Genomic DNA, 21,197 nt, shown 5'->3' with positions numbered 1-21,197 from the left:
GAACTCCCGCCGCGCCGCCCGCACGGCGGGCGGGGCGGCGTCGGAGTGCGTACATCGCGACGCGGAGGCGGGGGCACCTCCCGGCCGAAGGCTCGGGGCCATTGGCGACCGACGACAGCGCGGCGAGGTCGTGCCTCGACGCCGCCCCGCAGACGCGAGTTCGACGACAGGCCCCAGCAGGGGGTCGGTCACCGACGGCCGTCCAGGACCGAGCGCAGGAGGCCGATCCGGTTGGAGGTGATGGCGGCGACCCCGCTGCCGCGCAGCCGGCGCATGGTGCGGCGCAGGTCGGCGGTCCAGGTGGAGACGGCCAGCCCCTGGTCCGCCGCGGCGGCGGTGAACTCGGGGGTGACCAGGCCGAACGGCGGGTTGAGGTAGCGCGGCCGCAGGTCGTCCAGCAGGGCGCGCACGGGCATCCGGGGCTGCTTCCAGGTGAGCGCGATCTCGGCGTCCGGGCTCAGCTCGCGCACCGCGAGCACGGCGGCGGCGGGGCCGCAGAAGGCGACCGCCCGTTCGGCGCCGAGCCCGGTGACCACCGACCAGGCGGCGGCCGCCGGGCCGGCGTCGTCCAGGTCGATCAGCAGCCGGCGGCCCTCGACGGCGGCCACCGCCTTGACCGCCTCGGCGAGGGTGGGGACGGCGAGCGGGCCGCGCCGCAGCTCCGCCAGCTGTTCGGCGGTGACCCGGTCGATCGGGCGCGGGTCGCCCCAGAGCCGTTCCAGGGTGCGGTCGTGCAGCAGCACGGGCACCCCGTCGCGGGTGAGCTGGACGTCCACCTCGACGGCGTCGGCCCCGGCGGCGAGCGCGGACTCGACGGAGGGCAGGGTGTTCTCGCGGAAGCGGTACGGGTCGCCGCGGTGGGCGACGGCGAGCGGCTTGGCGGCGTTCGGCGCGGCGGCGTTCGGCGCGGCGGCGTTCGGCTTGGCGACGGCGTTCATCGGATCCTTCCGGCGAGCCAGGGGGTGAGGCTGTGGACGCCGATGCCCTCGCGGTAGCTGTGCTCCCCGGGCACGGTGACGATCAGCGTGGTGGACGGCGGGAAGGTGCGGGCCCGGACGTGCACCAGGTCGGACCAGACGGCGTTCAGGAAGCCGGGGACGCGGTCCCGGTCGACGTCGAAGGCGATGCCCTCGACGGTCACGGTGACCTCGTCGTGGGTGAACAGCCGGACGGTGACGGCGGGGCGCCCGTCGAACTCCAGCAGGGCCTCGTGCGGGATGCCGTCCGGCTCCCCCGCCGGGTCTCCCGGTCCGCTCGGGCCGACGAGCCCGGCGAAGGTCCGGTCGCGGCCGATGTCGTGCTGGGCGCGGACGGTCCGGCCGTGCCGGTCGGCCACGGCCTCGATCGCGAGCACGGCGCTCTGGGTGGTCGGCAGGTGCGGGGGTGGCATCCGGGCCTCTCGTTCGGTTCCGCTCGTTCGGTTCCGGGACTCGTGCGGCGCACCCGGCTCGCGCTGGTCACGCGAAGGGCGAGGGCGCCGACTAGCGTCGTTCGATCATCACATTGGTGGACTTGATGACCGCGGTGGCGGGTGCGCCGGGGACCAGGTTCAGCTCCTCCGCCGACTCCCGGCTGATCAGGGACACCACCCGGAACGGCCCGGCCTGGATCTCCACCTGCGCGGCCACGTCGCCGAGCACGACGTCGGTGACGATCCCCGGGAAGCGGTTGCGGGCCGAGGACGGCCGGCCCTCCGCCTCGGCGTTCTCCGGCCGGGCCAGCTCCCGGGCGAAGGCGGCGAGCTCGGCGCCCGGGATGATCCGGTGCCCGTGCTCGTCCCGCGCGGCGGCGACCCGCCCGGCGTCCACCCAGCGCCGCATGGTGTCGGCACTGACGCCGAGCAGCGCCGCGGCCTCGCCGATGCGGTACGGGTTGGCCGGCGCCTCGGGCTGGCCCATGTGCGTCTCCTGACGGTGGTACGGGTTCGGGAGGCGGGTGCCCCCACGCCATGAGTCGGGTGCCCCCGCGCCGTGCGGCGGCGGGTGCCCCCGGGCCATCCTGCCGCACCGGCGGCGCGGACGATCACGCGAGGGCGGCGGAGGCAGGCGCTACGGCTCGCCGAAGAGGTCGCGGCGCGCCGCGTCCCCGGCGGTGAGCACCGCCCCGGCGAGCACCGCGCCGCCGCCCGCCGTGCCGGCCCGCACCTCGGTGCTCAGCGGGGAGAGCCGGGCCAGCCGCCGCTCCACCCGGCCGGCCAGCTCCGGCCCGCCGGCCCGGCCGATCTCGCCGCCGAGCACCACGCAGCCGGGGTCCAGCACCACGCAGACGCTCGCCGCACCGATCGCGATCCGCTCGGCCAGCTCGTCCAGGAAGCCCTCGCCCGCCGGACCGGCCGCGAGCGCGGCCCGGACGACGGCCTCGGCGGCGGGGGCGTCCCCGGCCGTCCCGGCGGGCAGCCCGTGGGCGCGGGCCAGCGCGCAGATCCCGGCGCTGCCGACCAGGTCGTGGAAGCCGCCCGCGCAGCTGTCGGCGCTGGGCAGGCCGACGGTGCCGGGGACGGGCAGGAAGCAGATCTCGCCGGTGCCGCCGGAGAAACCCCGGCGCAGCCGCCCGTCCAGGATCACGGCGGCGCCGACGCTGTGGCCGAGCCACAGCAGCACGAAGGTGTCCCGGTCGCGCGCGGCGCCGACCCGGTACTCGGCCCGCCCGGCCAGGTTGACCTCGTTCTCCAGGATCACGTCGGTGCCGGGCAACTCCTGCAGCGCGGCGAGGAGTTCGGCGTGCCAGTGGGGGAGGTTGCCGGTGTTCTGCAGCCGCCCGGTGGCCGGGTCGACCAGCCCGGGGGCGCCGACCGCGACGGTGTGCAGCCGGTCGACGCCGGCGCCGCGCGCGGTCTCCAGCAGGGTGGCGACGATCGTGCCGGCGGTGTCCGGCCCGCCGTCGCCCTCGACCGGGACCTCGGCGGTGGCGAGGCTGCGCCCGGCCAGGTCGGCGACGACCAGGCTGACGCCGCCGGAGCGGACGTCGAAGGCGGCCAGGTGGGCCCGGGAGGCGACCAGGGCGTAGACCCGGGCGTTGGGGCCGCGCCGCTGTTCGCCGCGCTCGCCGACGACGGCCACCAGGCCGGTGCGCTGGAGGCGTTCGAGCAGGTCGGCGACGGTCGGCCGGGACAGGCCGGTGAGGTCGCGCAGCTCGGTCGCGGTCAGGGGTCCCTGTTCGAGCAGGAGGTTGAGCGCCAGCCGGTCGTTGATCGCCCGGGCGGTGCTCGGCGTGGCCGTACGCGCGGTGGTCATGGCAGATCATCCTTCCAGAGCATTTCTATCAGGGTCCCTTCCTGATAATTTATCGACCGTCACAGGGCACAGTCGCGCCCCTCGTCGCGCGACCGGGAGGGAACACTGAATGAGCGAGCGCAGCGAGCACATCATCGAGGGGCGCGCGTGGGCGAATGCCCCTGCCGAACGCAGCAAGGTGGGCGCATGAGCGAGCGCAGCGAGCACATCATCGAGGGGCGCGCGTGGGCGAATGCCCCTGCCGAACGCAGCGAGGTGGGCGCATGAGCGAGCGCAGCGAGCACATCATCGAGGGGCGCGCGTGGGCGAATGCCCCTGCCGAGCGCAGCGAGGTGGGCGCATGAGCGGGACCACCGCACCACCGGAGCCACTGGCCGCACCCCGCCGGGCCCGGGCGAGCATCGCCCTGGTCTTCTGCGTGCACGGGGCCGTCAGCGGCAGCTTCGTCACCCGCATCCCGTGGATCCAGGACCGGCTCGACCTCTCGGCCGGCCAGCTCGGCCTGGCCCTGGTCATGCCCGCCATCGGCTCCTCCCTCGCCATGCCGCTGGCCGGCCGCTTCGTGCACCGCTACGGCGGCCGGGCCGCGGTGCGCGGGCTGCTCTCGCTCTGGTGCCTGGCCCTCGCCCTGCCCGCGCTCGCCCCCTCGCTGCCCGCGCTGTGCGCGGCCCTGCTGGTGTACGGCGCCACGGCCGGGACGGCGGACGTCGCGATGAACGCCCAGGGCGTGGAGATCGAGGAACGGCTCGGCCGCTCGATCATGTCCGGACTGCACGGGATGTGGAGCGCGGGCGGCCTGCTGGCCTCCCCCTTCGGCATCCTCGCCGCCCACCTGGAGCTGGACGCCCGGATCCAGCTGGCCGTCACCGCGCTGATCCTGCTCGTCCTCGCCCAGCCGGTCTGCCGCGGCCTGCCCGACATCCGGGCGCACGAGGGCGCGGAGGAGCCGCCGCGGTTCGCGCTGCCGCCGCGCAGCTCGCTGGTGATCGGGCTGGTCGGCTTCTGCGCGGTCTTCGCCGAGGGCGCCTCGATGGACTGGAGCGGCGTCTACCTGCGGGACGTCACCGGCGCCTCGGCCACCGTCGCCGCCGCCTCGTACACCGCCTTCTCGCTCACCATGGCGGCCAGCCGGCTCGCCGGGGACGCCGCGATCCGCCGCCTCGGCGCCGTCCGCACCACCCGCGTCGGCGGCGCCGTCGCCACCGCCGGCGGACTGCTGGTGGTCGCCGCCGACAGCCCGGCGCTGGCCATCCCCGGGTTCGCGCTCATCGGCGTCGGCATCGCGGTGATCGTCCCGCTGGCCTTCGCCGCGGCCGGCCGGATCGGCACCAACCCCAGCCAGGCCATCGCGGGCGTCGCCACCGTGACCTACACCTCCGGCCTGATCGCCCCCGCGGTCATCGGCGCCCTCGCCGAGGCCACCTCGCTGACCGTCTCCTTCGGGCTGGTCACCGCGCTCGCCTGCGCCCTGCTGCTGAGCGCCGGGGCGCTGCGGCTGGCCGAACGGAATCCCGGCGGCGGGAACGTGACCGCAATGTCACCGGAAAAGCCTTCCGGAAAAGATCTTTCCGCGATATGATGGTGAATTCCCGAGGGAATTCCCGGATAAGGTCTCGAACCGTCGGGCGCAACCGCGCCCGGCGGTTTTCGCGCTCCGTGAGAGGGATTCCCCGTGTGCTACGACCCGGACGCCGCCCCGCCCGCCTTCGACTCCGCCCGGTGGCCGCTGGCGGAGGCCGCGCCGCTCACCCTGACCTCGGCCGACGGCACCCGCTTCGGCGCCTTCCTGGCCCGCCCCGAGATCGCCACCGGCCCCGGCGTGCTCGTCCTGCCGGACAACAAGGGCCTTTCCGCGTTCTACCGGCAGACCGCCGCCCGGCTCGCCGAACAGGGCCACCCGGCCCTCGTCCTGGACTATTACGGACGCACCGCCGGAGCCTTTCCGGAAAAGCGCCCGGTGGAATTCGGCGACCTGCCGAACCTGCTCCCCCACCTGCTCGCGCTCACCCCGGAGGGGCTGGACGCCGACATCACCGCCGCGCTGGACCGGCTGCGCGCCGTCGGGCCCGCCGAGGTGGTCGCGCTCGGTTTCTGCTTCGGCGGCCGGCAGGCCTTCCGCACCGCCGCCCCGGGCTTCGGCCTGGCCGGCGCGGTCGGCTACTACGGCTACCCGGACGCCATCGACGGCGCCCCGGGGCCCACCCAGCTGGCGGCGGGGCTGGCCGCCCCGATCCTCGCGTTCTGGGGCGGCGCCGACGAACACATCCCGGCCGACACCGTCGAGGCCTTCGACGCGGCGCTCACCGCGGCCGGCTGCCCGCACGAGTTCGTCGACTACCCGGGCGCACCGCACAACTTCTTCGAGCTCTCCGCGGTCGAACACGCCGACGCGGCCCAGGACTCCTGGCGACGCCTGCTGGGATTCCTCGCCCGGCCGCGCCAGGTGCACTGACCACGGAGGTCGAACAGATGCCCCGAAGAATCCGCCCCTCCCTCGCCGCCGCCGTCCTCGCCGCCGCCGCGGTGGCGCTCACCGCCCCGCCTGCCCTCGCCACCACCGGTGCCACGGCCGACTTCGGCCCCGCCGAGATCCGCACCGGGATGTACGCCGGACCGAACGACCTCTGCCTGGAGGTCGCCGACTGGCGCACCGACAACGGCGCCCCGGTCCGGATCTGGACCTGCACCGGCGGCGACAACCAGAAGTGGACCCAGACCGCCCAGGGCTGGATCAACCTGCACAGCGGCAAGTGCCTGGAGATCCCGGCCTTCAGCACCACCGCGGGCGTCCAGGCCGGCCAGTGGACCTGCAACGGCGGCGCCAACCAGCAGTGGAGCGACCCGCCCGCCAGCCACCCCGGCACCCCGCGCCGGATCGTGAACGCCCACAGCTACCTGGTCCTCGACGTCTCCGGCGGCGTCCTCGCCGACGGCACGCCGGTGATCCAGTGGCCGTACCTCGCGGGCGCCTACAACCAGTACTGGCACTACAACCCGCCGAAGAACCCGTACAGCTGAGCCCGGGACCCGGGGCGGGCGGGGCCGGGGCACCGGTTACGCTTCGGCGGTGTCCCAGCCCGATGCCGCTCCCCCGCCGCCCGCCCAGCAGCAGGCACCCGCCGTCGCGCCGCGTTCCCCCTGGTGGCGGTTCGCGCTGCTGGTGGCCGTGCTCGCGGCGGCGGCCGGGTCGCTGCTGCTGTGGAGCCCGACGGAGCTGCTGTCCGGCGGGCTGGCCGACCGGCTGCCCGGGTACTGGTTCGGCCCGCTGTTCGCCCTGGTCTACGCGGTGGGGACGCTCGCCTTCGTGCCCCGGCCGGCGCTGAACGCGGCGGCCGGGCTGCTGCTCGGCATCCAGCAGGGCGTCCTGCTGGCGGTGCTCGGCACCACGGTGGGCGCCGCCCTGGCCTTCGGGCTCGGCCGGGGCCTCGGCCGCGAGGCACTGCGCCCGTACCTGCGCGGCAAGGTGCTCGGGGCGCTGGACCGGCGGTTCACCGAGCAGGGCTTCCGCAGCGTGCTGGTGCTGCGGCTGCTGCCCGGCATGCCGTTCCAGGCGGCCAACTACGGCGCGGCCTTCTCCGGGGTCCGCTTCCTGCCCTTCGTGCTGGCCACCGCGATCGGCGTGGTGCCGACCACCGCGGTGTACGTCACGGCGGCGGCCAGCGCGGACCGGCCGGGCTCGGCGGCCTTCCTGCTGTCGGCGGGGGTGATCGCGCTGCTGGTGCTGGGCAGCGCGGTCGGCCTCTGGCGGACGGCCCGGACCCGCCGCCGGGCGGCGGCCGGCTGAACCGCCGGGCGGGGCGCGCACGGCCGGCAAAATCGTTCGCGCCCGCGCGCCGCCGGACGCCAGGATGGCGCGCATGACCGAACTCGACCCGCGGGTGGACCCGCCGATGACGGCCGACGAGGCCGCCACCCTGACCGCCTTCCTCGACTACCACCGCGAGACCCTCGCCCTGAAGTGCGCGGGCCTGACCGACGACCAGCTGCGGCTGCGCTCCGTCCCGCCGTCCAACCTCTCGCTGCTGGGCCTGGTCCGGCACCTGGCCGAGGTGGAGCGGTACTGGTTCCGGACCGTGCTGCTCGGCCAGGAGTTCGCCGACGGGCTCTACTGGACCGCGGAGAACGAGGACGGCGACTTCGACGACGTCGACACCGCCGACGTCGCGGCCGACCTCGCCACCTGGCACGCCGAGGTCGACGCGGCCCGCCGCACCGCCGCCGGCCTGCCGCTGGACACCGTCGGCAAGAAGCCGCGCCGCGGCGAGCCGGTGACGCTGCGCTGGATCCTCACCCACATGATCGAGGAGTACGCGCGACACAACGGGCACGCGGATCTTCTGCGCGAATTGATCGACGGCTCGACCGGGGAGTGACGGGACGGGTGACGGGACGGGTGAAATCGTTTCCGCATTGTTGACAGAAGGTCAATTGCGCAGTGACCGCGACCGATAAGGTCAACGCGCGCAACCGTACGGCGCTGCGCCGCGTCAGTGGAAGTGCCCGGGTTCGCCCGGGTTTCCGGCGCGGCACGACTCGTACGGGGGTTGCGAGCGGGCACGGGACCGGTGAACAGTGCGATACTCGGACAGTTCCGACGAGTGGATGACGTGTCAAGAACGGCACGCGACCCCGGGGGACCAGGACGGGACGAGACAGGGAGGCGCGGCATGGGAGCACTTCGCGACGAGCACCACAACGGGTGGCTGATGCCCTCGGGAAGCTACCCGGCCGCGGTGTACGAGGACGAGTGGGTCGATCACGAGACGGTTCCGGCCGTCCCGTCGCCCGCGAAGATCGTCTCCCTGCGGCCGACGGGATTCGAGGCGGCCCGGACGGTCGGTGAGCACATCCGGGCGAGCACCCCGGTGGTCATGGACCTCACCGAGATGGAGGAGGCCGAGGCCAAGCGCATGGTCGACTTCGCCTCCGGGCTGATCTTCGGCACCCGGGGCGGCATCGAGCGGATCGCCCGGAGGGTCTTCCTGCTCACCCCGGCCGACGTCGAGGTCATGGTGATCGACCGCCCGATGGACGACACCGGCTTCTACAACCAGAGCTGACCAGCCGCGGCGCCCGAGAGCGCCGGCACCCGGAACCGGGGACGGTACACCCACCGTCCCCGGTTTTTTGCTGCCCGGGCGCCGGAACTTCGCGCCTCAGATGAGATCCCCGGCGAAAGAATGAGACATCCACGTCTCACATGAACTATGCTCGGCTCATGGCCACCGATCGCGACACCGTCCTGGAAGCCGCCGTCGGCGTGCTCTCCCGCCGCCCGACCGCCCACCTGGACGAGATCGCGCGCGCCGCCGGCATCAGCCGTGCCACGCTGCACCGGCTCTTCCCGGGGCGCGACGCGCTGCTCCGCGAGATCGGCCTGCTCGGGCTGCACCGGTTCGCCGCCGCGCTGGACACCGCCGAGGTCGAGCGGGGCGACACCGAGGCCGCGCTGCGCCGCCTGGTCGACGCCGCCGTGCCGGACGCCGCGCTCTGCGCCTTCCTGACCGGCGAGAGCCAGCTCTACGAGAACGACGACATCAACGACCTCTGGGAGGTCCAGATCGCCCGGCTGCACGCGCTCTTCCTGCGCGGCCAGCAGCAGGGCGTGTTCCGCATCGAGCTGAGCGCCGCCTGGCTGAGCGAGGCCTTCTTCGACCTGGTGGCCGGCGTCGGCTGGTCCATCCAGGACGGCCGGCTCGCGCCGCGCGACGCCGCCTTCTCGCTCACCGAGCTGTTCCTCGGCGGCGCGCTGCGCAGACCGGACGCCCGCCCCGGCAGCACGGACGACGGCTCCACCGAACACCCCACCACCCACAGCACCGCCGACCACAGGCCGGACACCGATACACCATGACCCTCCTGACCGCCCGCCAGCGCTGGACCGGCCTCGCCGTCCTCGTCCTGGCCGTGACCGTGGTCGCCCTGGACGCGACCGTCCTCTCCCTCGCCATCCCCTCGATCAGCGAGACGCTGCGCCCCAGCGGCACCCAGCTGCTCTGGATCGGCGACGCCTACTCCTTCGTGCTGGCCGGCCTGCTGGTCAGCATGGGCGCCCTGAGCGACCGGATCGGCCGCAAGAAGCTGCTGCTGGCCGGGTCCGCCGCCTTCGGCGCCGCCTCGCTGCTGGCCGCCTACGCGCCGAGCGCCGGCTGGCTGATCCTGGCCCGCGCGCTGCTCGGCGTGGCCGGGGCGACGATCATGCCCTCCACGCTCTCGCTGATCCGCGGCCTCTTCCCGGACGACCGGGAGCGGGCCACCGCGATCGGCATCTGGGGCGCGGCCGCCACCGCCGGCGCCGCGCTCGGGCCGGTGGTCGGCGGGGCGCTGCTGGAGCACTTCTGGTGGGGTTCGGTGTTCCTGCTGAACATCCCGGTGCTGGTCCTGCTGCTGGTGTCCGGCGCCTGGCTGCTGCCGGAGTCCAGGGACCCGGCGCCGGGCCGCTGGGACGTGCTGAGCGTCGTCCTGTCGATGGCCGGCGTGATCGGCGTGGTGTACGCGGTCAAGGAGGCCGCCGCGCACGGCGTGGACCGCTGGGACGTGCCGGCCGCCTTCGTGCTGGGCGCCGCCGCGCTGTTCGTCTTCGTCCGCCGCCAGCTGCGGCTGGAGACCCCGCTGCTCGACGTCCGGCTGTTCCGCGACCGGCGGTTCACGGCGGCCGTCGCGGCCTCGCTGATCTCCCTGGTCGGGCTCTCCGGCGTGATCTTCGTGGTCTCGCAGTACCTCCAGCTGGTCCGCGGCTACCAGCCGCTCCAGGCGGGCCTGGCCGAGCTGCCGGCCTTCGCCGGCTCGGTGGTCGGCGGTCTGCTGACCGCCCGGATCGCCCGGCGCTTCGGCGCCCGCAAGGCGCTGACGGCCTGCCTGCTGGCGATGGGTCTGGGCGTGGGCGTGCTCGGCTGGATGACGCAGGACACCACCTACCTGGTGCTGGCCGCCTCCTTCCTGCTGGTCGGGACGGCCGAGGGCGTGGTCTACACGCTCGGCGCCGACCTGGTGCTGGGCACCGCGCCCGCCGACAAGGCCGGGGCCGCCTCGGCGGTCTCGGAGACGGCGTACGAGCTGGGCACCGCGCTCGGCATCGCCCTGGTGGGCTCGGTGGTCGGCTCGATCTACGCGAGCGGGCTGGCCGTCCCGGCCGGGACGGACCCGGCGGCGGCCGCCCGGGCCGGCGAGTCGCTGGGCTCGGCCGTCGAGACGGCGCAGGGCCTGTCGCCGGAGCTCGCCCAGCCGCTGCTGGCGAGCGCCCGGGAGGCCTTCGTCCACGGCATGAACAACGCCGGGCTGCTGGCCGCCGCGCTGCTGTTCGGTGCGGCCTTGATGGCCTGGCGGCTGCTGCGCGGGCTGTCCGGGCCGCAGCCCGGGGCGGAGACCGTGGCGACGGACGTCGCCGCCGGGCCGACGCGGGTCGAGGCGTAGCAGCAGCTGAGCGGCGATACCTGAGAACGGTCGTTCCCCCGGGGGAACGACCGTTCTCGTCGGTGTGGAAGCCGTTCCCTACGCGCTCCCGAAGGGCAGCTCCAGCTCCGCCCAGACCACCTTGCCGTCCCGGGTCAGCCGGCTGCCCCAGCGCTGGGCCAGCTCGCTGACCAGGAACATCCCGCGCCCGCCCTCGTCCTGCTCGGCGAACGGGCGCAGCTGCGGGGTCTGGCCGCCCGCGTCGGAGACCTCCACGGTGAGCACCCGGTCCCGGAACAGCCGCAGCCGGCGCGGGGCGTCGGCGTGCAGCAGGGCGTTCGTGACCAGTTCGCTGACCAGCAGCTCGGCGTAGTCGGTGAGCGCGGACAGCCCCCAGGACTCCAGGGTGGCGCGGGTGAAGCGGCGGGCTCGGCCGGGCAGCCGGCCGCCGCCGGACAGCGGCAGGACGGCGATCCGGTCGGCGGGCAGCGGCAGCACCCGGGCCATGATCATCGCGATGTCGTCCTCGGTGCCGTCGGTGACCAGCGCCCCGAGCACGGCGTCGCAGCTCTCCTCCAGGGTCCGGCCGGGGCCGGCCAGGGTGCGGGCGAGCAGGTCGATCCCGGCGTCCAGGTCCTGGCCGCGCCGCTCGACCAGGCCGTCGGTGTAGAGCGCGACCATGCCGCCCTCGGGGATGGTGAACTCGATCGACTCGAAGGCCACCCCGCCGACGCCCAGCGGCACCCCGGGCGGCACGTCCACGACGGCGGCGGTGCCGTCGGGGGCGACCCGCACCGGCGGCAGGTGCCCGGCCGAGGCGACCTGGACGGTGCGCTCCAGCGGGTCGTACACCGCGCAGATGCAGGTGGCGAACTGGCCCTCGCCGATGCCGGAGGCGGTCTCGTCCAGCCGGGTGAGGACCTGCTCGGGCGGCATGTCGAGGGTGGCGAGGGTCCGGGCGACGGTGCGCAGCTGGCCCATCGTGGCGGCGGCCCGGATGCCGTGGCCCATCACGTCGCCGACCACCAGGGCGACCCGCCCGCAGGACAGCGGCACCACGTCGAACCAGTCGCCGCCGACCTCGCTGACCACGCTGCTGGGCAGGTAGCGGTAGGCGATCTCCAACCCGAGGGTGCGGTGCACCTCCTGCGGCAGCAGACTGCGCTGGAGGGTGAGCGCGGTCTCCCGCTCGCGCCGGTAGAGCCGGGCGTTGTCGAGCGCCAGCGCGGTGCGGGCGACGAGTTCCTCGGCGAGGGCGACGTCGGCGGCGGTGAACGGCTCGGGGTTGCGCATCCGGATGAACTCGGAGCCGCCGAGCACCATGCCCCGGGCGGTGATCGGCACCATCAGGTACGAGTGGATGCCCGCCGCCATCCCGGGGGCCACCCGGTCCTCGCTGGCCACCAGCCCGCGCAGCGTCTCCTCGTCCACCTGGGCGCGCAGCAGCGGCTTCCCGCTGCGCAGGCACTGGACGTAGCTGCGGTCGGGGGCGTACTCGGAGGTCTCGCCGACCACGTCCACGGCGCTGGCCAGGCCGGTCTCGTAGGACTCGCCGACGGCGACGGCGCGCAGCTTGATGTTCCGGTCGGAGGGGATCGCGGCGGGCTCGGCGCCGCGCAGCACCGGTTCCAGCAGGTCGACGGTGGCGAAGTCGGCGAACCGGGGGACGACGGCCTCGATCAGTTCCTCGGCGGTGCGCTGGAGGTCGAGGGTGGTGCCGATCCGGGCGGTCGCCTCGGCGATGGTGGCGAGCCGCTCCTGGGCCCGGGCGGCGCGGGCCTCGGCCTGGAAGCGCTCGGTGACGTCGATGATCGAGGAACAGACCCCGAGGATCCGGCCGGTGGAGTCCTCCAGCCGGAAGTAGGAGGCGGACCAGGCGCGGTCCCGCTTGGGGTCGCCGGGGACCCGGCCGTGCGAGCGGGCGTCCACCACGGGCTTGCCGGTCTTCAGCACCTGACGCATGATCTGCTCGATCTCGGCGCTGTTGATGCCGGGCAGCACGGCGGATATCCGCCGGCCCAGGTGGGCGGCGACCGGCACCCCGTTCATCCGGGCCAGCGCCTCGTTGATCCGGATGTAGCGCAGCGCGGTGTCGTAGACGGCCATGCCGATCGGCGAGCGGTCGAAGATCCCGTCCAGCACCGCGAGGTCGGCCTCGACGGCGTGCAGGGCGCGGGTGTCGGAGGCGGTGGCGAGCAGCAGCAGGGTGCCGGCCGGGCCGGCGATCGGGTAGGTGCGGAACTCCAGGTCGACCTTGTGGCCGTCGCGGTGGCGCACCGGGAAGACGCCGGACCAGCCGCTGCCGCTCATGATCTGCTGGAACAGGTCGAGCACCTCGGCGCGGTCGGACTCGTCGGTGAGCAGCTGGGCGGCGTAGCTGCCGACGGCCTCCTCGGCGGGGTAGCCGAGCAGGGCCTCGGCGTCCTCGCTCCAGTGCAGGATCAGTCCGTCGTCCTGGAGCAGCGCCGTCGCGAGCGGGACGAGCCGGTGGCCTTCGGGGCGCGCGCCCTCGGGACGCACCGGGGTGCCGCCCGGTGCCGGGTCGGCGGCGTCGGTCGCGTCCCACTCGTGTCCGTGCATGATCAGGCAGCACCCCGGTTCGGCTCGTGCCCGGCCGGGTGGGCCTCGCGGTCCGTGCCGGCCGGGGTTCTTCTCCAGACTGCACGGACATCGGCCGCCCGGCGACCCCTTGGTCAGGGGGCGTCCGGCCGCTCCGGGTGTACGGGCGTCATGGGCGTACCGGCCGCAGCGTACTCTCCAGAACGCCCGCCCACTGCCGGATCACTCCGGAACGTCGGTGGCTGTCGTCGGTGAGCAGGTTGGCGAGGCCCAGGCCGCGGGCGAGGTCCAGGGTGGCCTGCACCGATTCGCGCACGCCGGGGCGGCTCTCGTCGGCGTCCAGGAACTCCACGGCGGCCCGGTGGGCCTCCCGGCCGACGTGGCCCTCCAGGGCGATGATCCGCTCGCGCAGCGCCTCCTCGGTGGCGGCGGCGGTCCACAGGTGCAGGGCGGCGCGGAACAGCGGGCCGGTGTAGAGCCGGACGATCATGTCGACCACGGCGCCGGTGCGGTCCGGCCCGGCGGCCGGCAGCTCGTCCGCGTGGGCGCGGACGGCTGCCAGCCGCTCGGCGGTGACGTGCTCGACGGCCGCGGTGAAGAGGTCCTCGCGGGTCGGGAAGTGGTGCTGGGCCGCACCCCGGGAGACCCCGGCCCGCTCGGCGACGACGGTGACGGTGGAGCCGTGCCAGCCGAGCTCGGCCAGGCAGTCCACGGCCGCCGCGAGCAGCCGGGCCCGGGTCGCTCGACTGCGGTCCTGCTGCGGGGTGCGGGCGGCGGGGTGGCTGGTCATGGCGGCGGGCGCTTCCTGTTCCGGTCGGGGCGCGGCGGCTCCCGGTCGGGGCGCGGCAGGAAGATCCTCACAGACGGGCGCCGGTCTTCGGCCGCCGGGTCGGCCGCGGCCGCTCAGCGGACGGCGGCGCGGCCGGCCTCGCGGGCGCGCAGCTCGCGGCGGAGGATCTTGCCGGCCGCGGACTTGGGGACGGCGTCCACGAACTCCACCGCGCGGACCTTCTTGTAGGGGGCGACCTGGTCGGCGACGTACCCGGTGACCTCCTCCACGGTCAGGGCGCTGCCGGGGGCGCGGACCACGAAGGCCTTGGGGCACTCGGTGCCCTCGGCGTCCGGGACGCCGATCACGGCGGCGTCGGTGATCTCCGGGTGGCCGAGCAGGACGGCCTCCAGTTCGGCGGGGGCGACCTGGTAACCCTTGTACTTGATCAGCTCCTTGACCCGGTCGACGATGTGCAGGTAGCCGCGCCCGTCCACGAAGCCGACGTCGCCGGTGTGCAGCCAGCCCTCGGCGTCGACCACCGCGGCGGTCTCGGACGGGCGGCCGAAGTAGCCCTTCATCACCTGCGGGCCGCGGATCAGCACCTCGCCGCGCTCGCCGGGCCCGAGGTCGCCGTCGGAGCCGTCCAGGGCGGCGATCCGCAGCTCGGTGGAGGGGACCATCCGGCCGACCGAGCCGGGCGGGGGGTCGCCCTCGCGCGGGGAGACGACGTGGGTGACCGGGGAGAGCTCGGTCATGCCGTAGCCCTGGAGCAGGTGCGGCAGGCCCAGCCGCCGGGCGCAGGCGTCGGCGAGTTCGTGGTCCAGCGGGGCGGCGGCGCACAGCAGGTACTCGACCGAGGAGAGGTCGTACTGCTCCACGACGGGGTGCCGGGCCAGGGCGAGGGCGATCGGCGGGGCCACCACCAGGGCCTGCACCCGGTGCTCCTGGACGGTGCGGCAGAACTGCTCCAGGTCGAAGCGGGGCAGCACGACCACGGTGGCGCCGCAGCGCAGGGGCTGGTTGAGCAGCGCGGCCAGTCCGTAGATGTGGAAGAAGGGCAGGACGGCGAGCACCCGTTCGCCCACGGCGGGGCGGTAGAGGGCGTCGCACTGGGCGAGGTTGGTGGCGATCGAGCGGTGGGTGAGCATCACGCCCTTGGGCAGGCCGGTGGTGCCGCTGGAGTACGGGAGCACGGCGACGTCCTCGCCCGGGTCGATGGTGACCTCGGGGGCGGGGCCGGTGGCGGCCAGCAGGTCGGCGAGCGAGCGGTGGCCCTCGGCGCCGTCCAGGACGATGATCCCGGCCAGCGGGCGGCCCTGTTCGGCGAGCAGTTCGGCGGCCGCACGGGCGGTCGACAGGAAGCGGCCGACGGTGACCAGCCAGCGGGTGCCGCTGTCGCGCAGCTGGCCGGCCAGGTCGACGGGCGTGGCGAAGGAGGAGACGGTGGTGACGGTGGCGCCGGCCCTGGTCGCGCCGTAGTAGGCCATCGGGTAGGCGGTCGAGTTGGGGCTGAAGAGGGCGACGACGTCTCCGCGGCGCACGCCTGTCTCGGCCAGCCCGGCGGCCACCCGGTCGACGGCGTGGGCGAGTTGGGCGTAGCTGGTGGTCTCGCCGGTGACGCCGTCGATCAGGGCCGGACGGTCGCCGTACCCCTCCGCGGCGCCGAGCACCGCCTCGTGGATCGGCAGGTCGACCAGGGGGACGTCGGGGAACTCGCTTCGGAACACCAAGATGAGCCTCCAGTACGGAAGTTGACGTAGCAACAAAACCGGTGAGCGCTTCGGTGCGGGGCGCGTTCAGGAGCATACGGACAGTCAGGGGTCTGGCTCGGCCATTGTGGGGAACCGGGGGCGGGGCGTGCGTGGTGCGCGGTTGCTCCCGGGGGGCGCCCGGCGGGGCGGTGCGCACCACCGCCGCCCGCCCCCAGCCCGCCGTGGGGCCGGTTGCCGCCCCTGCCGCCGCGGTCGCACCGGGTGGCGACGGGCTACGTCAAGGCCCGCGCCGGCACCACCCCGGCGGGCGACCCCGAACGGGTGGCCGACCGGGGTGGCGGGCGACGGCTCTCAGTAGGACTTGGGCAGCCCGAGGGTGTGCTGGGCCACGTAGTTGAGCACCATCTCCCGGCTGACCGGGGCGACCCGGCCGACCCGGGTGGCGGCCAGCAGCGCGCCCAGGCCGTACTCCTGGGTCAGGCCGTTGCCGCCGAGGGTCTGCACCGCCTGGTCGACGGTGCGGGCGGCGGCCTCGCCGGCGGCGTACTTGGCCATGTTGGCGGCCTCCCCGGCGGCGAGGTCCTCACCGGCGTCGTAGAGCAGCCCGGCCTTCTGGGTCATCAGCCGGGCCAGCTCGATCTCCACGGCGCACTGGGCCAGCGGGTGGGCCAGGCCCTGGTGGGCGCCGATCGGGGTGGACCAGACGGTGCGGGTCTTCGCGTACTCGACGGCCTTGCCGAGGGCCTGGCGGGCGAGGCCGAGCGAGAAGGCGGCGGTCAGGACACGCTCGGGGTTGAGGCCGGCGAACAGCTGGAGCAGGCCCGCGTTCTCGTCGCCGACCAGGGCGTCGGCGGGCAGCCGGACGTCGTCCAGGAAGACCTGGAACTGCTTCTCCGGGGCGACGAGTTCCATCGGGATCGCCCGGTACTCGAAGCCGGGGGTCTCGCGCGGGACGACGAACAGGCAGGGCTTGAGCCTGCCGGTGCGCGCGTCCTCGGTGCGGGCCACGAACAGCACCGCGTCGCAGTGGTCGATGCCGGAGACGAAGACCTTGCGGCCGGTCAGCAGCCAGTCCTCGCCGTCCCGGCGGGCGACGGTGGATATCCGGTGGCTGTTGGAGCCGGCGTCCGGTTCGGTGATGCCGAAGGCCATCCGGCGGCTGCCGTCGGCGAGGCCGGGCAGCCAGCGCCGCTTCTGCTCCTCGGTGCCGTAGCGGGCGATCACGGTGCCGCAGATCGCCGGGGAGACGATGAGCAGCAGCAGCGGGCAGCCGGCCGTGCCGAGCTCCTCCAGGACGATGGCGAGGTCGGTGATGCCGCCGCCCCCGCCGCCGTACTCGGCGGGCAGGTTGACGCCGAGGTAGCCGGCCTTGCCGGCCTCCGCCCACAGTTCGTCGGCGGGCTCGCCGGCCCGGGCCTTGGCGAGGTAGTACGTGGAGCCGTAGCGGCGGCCGAGGTCGCCGACGGCCCGGCGCAGGGCCCGGCGTTCGGGGGTCTCCAGGAGCTGACTGCCGATGGTGGACATGCGGGTCCTTCCTCAGGCTTCGGTGACGACGCTCGGACTTCGGTGGGCTGGACGGAGGCTCACGCTTCGGTGGGCTGGACGACGGCTCAGGCTTCGGCGGGCTGGACGACGGCCAGCAGGGTGCCGGTCTCGACCTGCCGGCCGGGGGCGGCGCGCAGGTCGACGAGGGTGCCGTCGGCCGGGGCGGTGACGCGGTGCTCCATCTTCATCGCCTCCAGCACCAGCAGCGGCTGGCCGGCGGTGACGGTGTCCCCGACCGCGGCGGCGACCCGCAGGACGGTGCCGGGCATCGGGGCGAGCAGCGCGCCGGGGTCGGTGCGGACGGTGGGGTCGGGGAAGCGCGGCAGGGCGGTGAGCGCGGTGCCGCCGGCCGGGGTGTCGACGTGCACCCGGTCGCCGTACCGGGCGACCCGGTAGGTGCGCCGCAGCCCGCCCTCGGCGAGCACCACGCGGTCCGGCGCGGCCTCGACGAGTTCGACCTCCGGGTGGCCCTCGGCCACCAGGCCGGTACGGGTGAGCCGGTAGCGGACGGCCGTCTCGGTGCCGTCCTCGGCCCGGTAGCGCTTGAGCTGCGGCTGGGAGGGCAGGTTGCGCCAGCCGGAGGGCAGGGCGCCGCGGCGGCCGGCGGCGTCGGCGAGGGCGGCGGCCAGGGCGGCGCGTTCCACGCCCTCGGTGTCCGGGGCGGTGAGCTCGGCCGCGTGCTCGGCCAGGAAGCCGGTGTGCAGCTCCGCGGCCAGGAAGGCCGGGTGGCGCAGCGCGCGGACCAGCAGGTCCCGGTTGGTCGCCGGGCCGTGGACCCGGGCGCGGGCCAGCGCGTCGGCCAGCCGGCGGGCGGCGGCCGCGCGGGTGGGGGCCCGGACGACCACCTTGGCGAGCATCGCGTCGTAGTGCGGGGTGATCTCGCTGCCGGCCGCCACGCCGGAGTCCAGCCGGAGCCCGGTTCCGGTGAACTCCTGGTACGGGAACGGGAGTTCGAGCAGGTGCAGGGTGCCGGTGGCGGGCCGCCAGTCCGCGGCCGGGTCCTCGGCGTAGAGCCGGGCCTCGATCGCGTGGCCGTCGGTGGCCGGCGGCTCGGGCGGCAGCCGCTCGCCCTCGGCGACGGCGATCTGCAGGGCCACCAGGTCCAGGCCGGTGACCGCCTCGGTGACCGGGTGCTCGACCTGGAGGCGGGTGTTCATCTCCAGGAAGAAGAACCGGCCGTCCTCGGCGAGCAGGAACTCGGCGGTGCCGGCGCCGGTGTAGCCGATCGCGCCGGCCGCGGTGCGGGCCGCCGCGTGCAGGGCGGACCGGACCTCCGCCGACAGGCCGGGGGCCGGGGCCTCCTCGATCACCTTCTGGTGCCGCCGCTGCAGCGAGCAGTCGCGGTCGCCGACCGCCCAGACAGTGCCGTGGGCGTCGGCCAGCAGCTGGACCTCGACGTGCCGCCCGGCGGGCAGGTAGCGCTCGCAGAACACCTCGTCCGAGCCGAAGGCCTTGGCCGCCTCGGCGCGGGCGGCCGCCAGTTCGCCGGGGAGCTCGGCCAGGCCGCGGACGACCCGCATGCCGCGTCCGCCGCCGCCGGCCGCGGCCTTGACCAGCAGCGGCAGGTCGGCCTCGGTGGGCTCGGTGAGGGCGCCCAGCACCGGCACCCCGGCCTCGGCCATCAGGCGCTTGGCAGCGGTCTTGGAGCCCATCGCGGCGATCGCGGCCGGCGGCGGGCCGACCCAGACCAGGCCGGCGTCCAGCACGGCCCGCGCGAAGTCCGCGCTCTCGGACAGGAACCCGTACCCGGGGTGGACGGCGTCGGCCCCGGCGGCCAGCGCGGCCCGGACGATCAGGTCGGCGCGCAGGTAGGTGTCGGCGGGCGCGGCGCCGGGCAGCCGGACGGCGGCGTCGGCCTCGCGCACGTGCGGGGCGCCGGCGTCCGGGTCGGAGTGGACGGCGGTGGTCGCGATGCCGAGCTCCCGGCAGGTGCGGAAGACCCGGCGGGCGATCTCGCCCCGGTTGGCGACCAGCAGGTTGGTGATCATCGTCTCGGGGTTCCTCACAGTCGGAAGACGCCGTAGCCGCGCGCGCCCTCGACCGGCGCGTTGTGGATCGCGGACAGGCACAGGCCGAGCACCGTGCGGGTGTCGCGCGGGTCGATGACGCCATCGTCGTAGAGCCGGCCGGAGAGGAACACCGGCAGGGACTCGGCCTCGATCTGCTGCTCGACCATCGCCCGGATCGCCGCGTCCGCCTCCTCGTCGTACGGCCGGCCCTTCGCCGCGGCGGACTGCCGGGCGACGATCGACAGCACCCCGGCGAGCTGCTGCGGGCCCATCACGGCGGACTTGGCGCTCGGCCAGGAGAACAGGAAGCGCGGCTCGTACGCCCGCCCGCACATGCCGTAGTGGCCGGCCCCGTAGGAGGCGCCCATCAGCACGGACAGGTGCGGGACGGTGGAGTTGGCGACGGCGTTGATCATCATCGCGCCGTGCTTGATGATGCCGCCCTGCTCGTAGTCCTTGCCGACCATGTAGCCGGTGGTGTTGTGCAGGAACAGCAGCGGGGTGTTCCGCTGGTTCGCCAGCTGGATGAACTGGGCGGCCTTCTGGGACTCCTGGCTGAACAGCACGCCCTGGGCGTTGGCCAGGACGCCGACCGGGTAGCCGTGGAGGCGGGCCCAGCCGGTGGCCAGGCTGGTGCCGTAGAGCGGTTTGAACTCGTCGAAGTCGGAGCCGTCGACGATCCGGGCGATCACCTCGCGCGGGTCGAAGGGCACCTTGAGGTCGCCCGGGACGATGCCGAGCAGCTCCTCCTCGTCGTACCTCGGCGGCGCGGCCCGCCGGTCCGGGTCGGGGCCGGGCTTGCGGTGGTCGAGCCGGGCGACGATCCGGCGGGCGATCCGCAGCGCGTCCGCCTCGTCCGCCGCGACGTGGTCGGCCAGGCCGGAGATCCGGGCGTGCATCTCGGCGCCGCCCAGCGACTCGTCGTCGGCCTCCTCCCCGGTGGCCATCTTCACCAGCGGCGGGCCGCCGAGGAACACCTTGGCGCGCTCCTTGACCAGCACGGTGTGGTCGGACATGCCGGGCACGTAGGCGCCGCCGGCCGTCGAGTTGCCGAACACCACGGCCACGGTGGGGATCCCGGCGGCGGAGAGCCGGGTGAGGTCGCGGAAGAGGGCGCCGCCGGGGATGAAGATCTCCTTCTGGCTGGGCAGGTCGGCGCCGCCGGACTCGACCAGGTTGACCAGCGGGAGGCGGTTGTGCAGCGCGATCTCGTTGGCCCGCAGTGCCTTGCGCAGGGTCCACGGGTTGCTGGCGCCGCCGCGCACCGTCGGGTCGTTGGCGGTGATCACGCACTCCACCCCCTCGATCACGCCGATGCCGGTGACCAGGGCGGCGCCCACCGGGTATTCGCTCCCCCAGGCGGCCAGCGGGGACAGCTCCAGGAACGGCGAGTCCTGGTCGACCAGCAGCTCGATCCGCTCGCGGGCCGGCAGCTTGCCGCGCTTGCGGTGGCGCTCCAGGTACGAAGGGCCGCCGCCCGCCAGCGCCTTGGCGTGCTCGGCGTCGAGCTCGGCGAGCTTGGCGAGCATCGCGGCGCGGTGCTCGGCGTACTCGGGCCCGGCCGGGTCGACGCGGGTGGTCAGGACGGTCACAGCGGGGCCTCCGGGCGGTCCAGGAGCACGGTCGGGATGTCGAGGTGGCGGGAGCGCAGCCACTCGCCGAGGGCCTTGGCCTGCGGGTCGAAGCGGTGCCGGGCGGCGACGCCCTCGCCGAGCAGGCCGGTGAGGGTGAAGTTGACCGCGCGCAGGTTCGGCAGCAGGTGCCGGGTGACGGGCAACCCGGCGGTCTCGGGGAGGAGTTCGCGGAGCCGCTGGACGGTGAGGGTGTGCGCCAGCCAGCGCCAGCCGTCCGCCGTACGGGCCCAGACGCCGAGGTTGGCGTCGCCTCCACCGGCCGGGTGCGCGTCGACCTCTACCTCGACTTCCTCTGCCCCGAGTGCCGCAAGACGGAGCAGGCGCTGGCCGGTGAACTGGGG

Annotated in this window: 18 protein-coding genes and 1 pseudogene; 8 read left to right on the top strand and 11 right to left on the bottom strand. The window is 74.9% G+C overall.

What is annotated here, in order from left to right; translation table 11 throughout:
- Positions 1 to 188: 188 nt before the first annotated feature.
- The 4 genes from ABZW03_RS16600 to ABZW03_RS16585 all read right to left on the bottom strand — a co-directional run bounded on the left by ABZW03_RS16600 (position 189) and on the right by ABZW03_RS16585 (position 3,233).
- Positions 189 to 938 (bottom strand): glycerophosphodiester phosphodiesterase, encoded by a 750-nt coding sequence (locus tag ABZW03_RS16600; protein WP_355257876.1) that lies wholly within the window; start codon positions 936 to 938, stop codon positions 189 to 191.
- Positions 935 to 1,390, bottom strand: a complete 456-nt coding sequence (locus tag ABZW03_RS16595; RefSeq protein WP_355257873.1) for a hypothetical protein — start codon at positions 1,388 to 1,390, stop codon at positions 935 to 937. The genes ABZW03_RS16600 and ABZW03_RS16595 overlap by 4 nt, the downstream gene beginning before the upstream one ends.
- Before the next feature lie 91 nt (positions 1,391 to 1,481).
- Complete coding sequence (locus ABZW03_RS16590; RefSeq protein ID WP_355257870.1) at positions 1,482 to 1,898, bottom strand: TOBE domain-containing protein; 417 nt, start codon at positions 1,896 to 1,898, stop codon at positions 1,482 to 1,484.
- A gap of 150 nt (positions 1,899 to 2,048) precedes the next feature.
- Positions 2,049 to 3,233 carry an ROK family transcriptional regulator gene (locus ABZW03_RS16585; protein WP_355257867.1) on the bottom strand — a complete coding sequence of 395 codons (1,185 nt, stop codon included), beginning with the start codon at positions 3,231 to 3,233 and terminating at the stop codon, positions 2,049 to 2,051.
- Between the two features lie 340 nt (positions 3,234 to 3,573).
- Between ABZW03_RS16585 and ABZW03_RS16580 the strand changes: the two genes are divergently transcribed.
- The 8 genes from ABZW03_RS16580 to ABZW03_RS16545 all read left to right on the top strand — a co-directional run bounded on the left by ABZW03_RS16580 (position 3,574) and on the right by ABZW03_RS16545 (position 10,646).
- The gene (locus ABZW03_RS16580; RefSeq protein WP_355257865.1) at positions 3,574 to 4,812 is read left to right on the top strand and encodes an MFS transporter; all 1,239 of its coding nucleotides are present in this window, start codon (positions 3,574 to 3,576) and stop codon (positions 4,810 to 4,812) included.
- 93 nt (positions 4,813 to 4,905) lie between these two features.
- A complete protein-coding gene (locus ABZW03_RS16575; protein ID WP_355257862.1) occupies positions 4,906 to 5,685 on the top strand; it encodes a dienelactone hydrolase family protein in 780 nt (259 codons plus the stop codon).
- Positions 5,686 to 5,702: 17 nt separating this feature from the next.
- Entirely contained in the window at positions 5,703 to 6,251 is a 549-nt protein-coding gene (locus ABZW03_RS16570; RefSeq protein WP_355257859.1) for an RICIN domain-containing protein, read from the top strand.
- A 49-nt stretch (positions 6,252 to 6,300) separates the two neighbouring features.
- On the top strand, positions 6,301 to 7,017 hold the full coding sequence (locus ABZW03_RS16565; RefSeq protein ID WP_355257856.1) for a VTT domain-containing protein: 717 nt from the start codon (positions 6,301 to 6,303) through the stop codon (positions 7,015 to 7,017).
- A 73-nt stretch (positions 7,018 to 7,090) separates the two neighbouring features.
- The gene (locus ABZW03_RS16560; protein ID WP_355257853.1) at positions 7,091 to 7,606 is read left to right on the top strand and encodes a DinB family protein; all 516 of its coding nucleotides are present in this window, start codon (positions 7,091 to 7,093) and stop codon (positions 7,604 to 7,606) included.
- Between the two features lie 294 nt (positions 7,607 to 7,900).
- Positions 7,901 to 8,293 carry a cell division protein SepF gene (locus tag ABZW03_RS16555; protein WP_355257850.1) on the top strand — a complete coding sequence of 131 codons (393 nt, stop codon included), beginning with the start codon at positions 7,901 to 7,903 and terminating at the stop codon, positions 8,291 to 8,293.
- Between the two features lie 158 nt (positions 8,294 to 8,451).
- Entirely contained in the window at positions 8,452 to 9,087 is a 636-nt protein-coding gene (locus tag ABZW03_RS16550) for a helix-turn-helix domain-containing protein (RefSeq protein WP_355257847.1), read from the top strand.
- Positions 9,084 to 10,646 (top strand): MFS transporter, encoded by a 1,563-nt coding sequence (locus tag ABZW03_RS16545; RefSeq protein WP_355257845.1) that lies wholly within the window; start codon positions 9,084 to 9,086, stop codon positions 10,644 to 10,646. The genes ABZW03_RS16550 and ABZW03_RS16545 overlap by 4 nt, the downstream gene beginning before the upstream one ends.
- A gap of 78 nt (positions 10,647 to 10,724) precedes the next feature.
- On the opposite strand, the gene ABZW03_RS16540 is transcribed toward ABZW03_RS16545, so the two are convergent.
- The 7 genes and pseudogenes from ABZW03_RS16540 to ABZW03_RS16510 form a co-directional block, all read right to left on the bottom strand.
- Positions 10,725 to 13,205, bottom strand: a complete 2,481-nt coding sequence (locus ABZW03_RS16540; protein WP_355257841.1) for a SpoIIE family protein phosphatase — start codon at positions 13,203 to 13,205, stop codon at positions 10,725 to 10,727.
- 148 nt (positions 13,206 to 13,353) lie between these two features.
- Entirely contained in the window at positions 13,354 to 13,974 is a 621-nt protein-coding gene (locus ABZW03_RS16535) for a TetR/AcrR family transcriptional regulator (RefSeq protein WP_355257838.1), read from the bottom strand.
- Positions 13,975 to 14,087: 113 nt separating this feature from the next.
- On the bottom strand, positions 14,088 to 15,686 hold the full coding sequence (locus ABZW03_RS16530) for a 4-coumarate--CoA ligase family protein (RefSeq protein WP_355257835.1): 1,599 nt from the start codon (positions 15,684 to 15,686) through the stop codon (positions 14,088 to 14,090).
- Positions 15,687 to 16,019: 333 nt separating this feature from the next.
- Positions 16,020 to 17,192, bottom strand: a complete 1,173-nt coding sequence (locus ABZW03_RS16525) for an acyl-CoA dehydrogenase (protein ID WP_355257832.1) — start codon at positions 17,190 to 17,192, stop codon at positions 16,020 to 16,022.
- A gap of 86 nt (positions 17,193 to 17,278) precedes the next feature.
- Positions 17,279 to 19,201 carry a biotin carboxylase N-terminal domain-containing protein gene (locus ABZW03_RS16520; protein WP_355257830.1) on the bottom strand — a complete coding sequence of 641 codons (1,923 nt, stop codon included), beginning with the start codon at positions 19,199 to 19,201 and terminating at the stop codon, positions 17,279 to 17,281.
- Positions 19,202 to 19,215: 14 nt separating this feature from the next.
- A complete protein-coding gene (locus ABZW03_RS16515; RefSeq protein WP_355257827.1) occupies positions 19,216 to 20,814 on the bottom strand; it encodes a carboxyl transferase domain-containing protein in 1,599 nt (532 codons plus the stop codon).
- Positions 20,811 to 21,197 (bottom strand): annotated as a pseudogene (locus ABZW03_RS16510) (hypothetical protein); the annotation flags it as partial. The gene ABZW03_RS16515 and the pseudogene ABZW03_RS16510, both read right to left, overlap by 4 nt.

It is taken from the genome of Kitasatospora sp. NPDC004799, assembly GCF_040609095.1.
Classification (GTDB): domain Bacteria; phylum Actinomycetota; class Actinomycetes; order Streptomycetales; family Streptomycetaceae; genus Kitasatospora.
The sequence above is the reverse complement of the archived record's forward strand: the minus strand, read 5'-3'. Positions and strand labels throughout refer to the sequence as shown.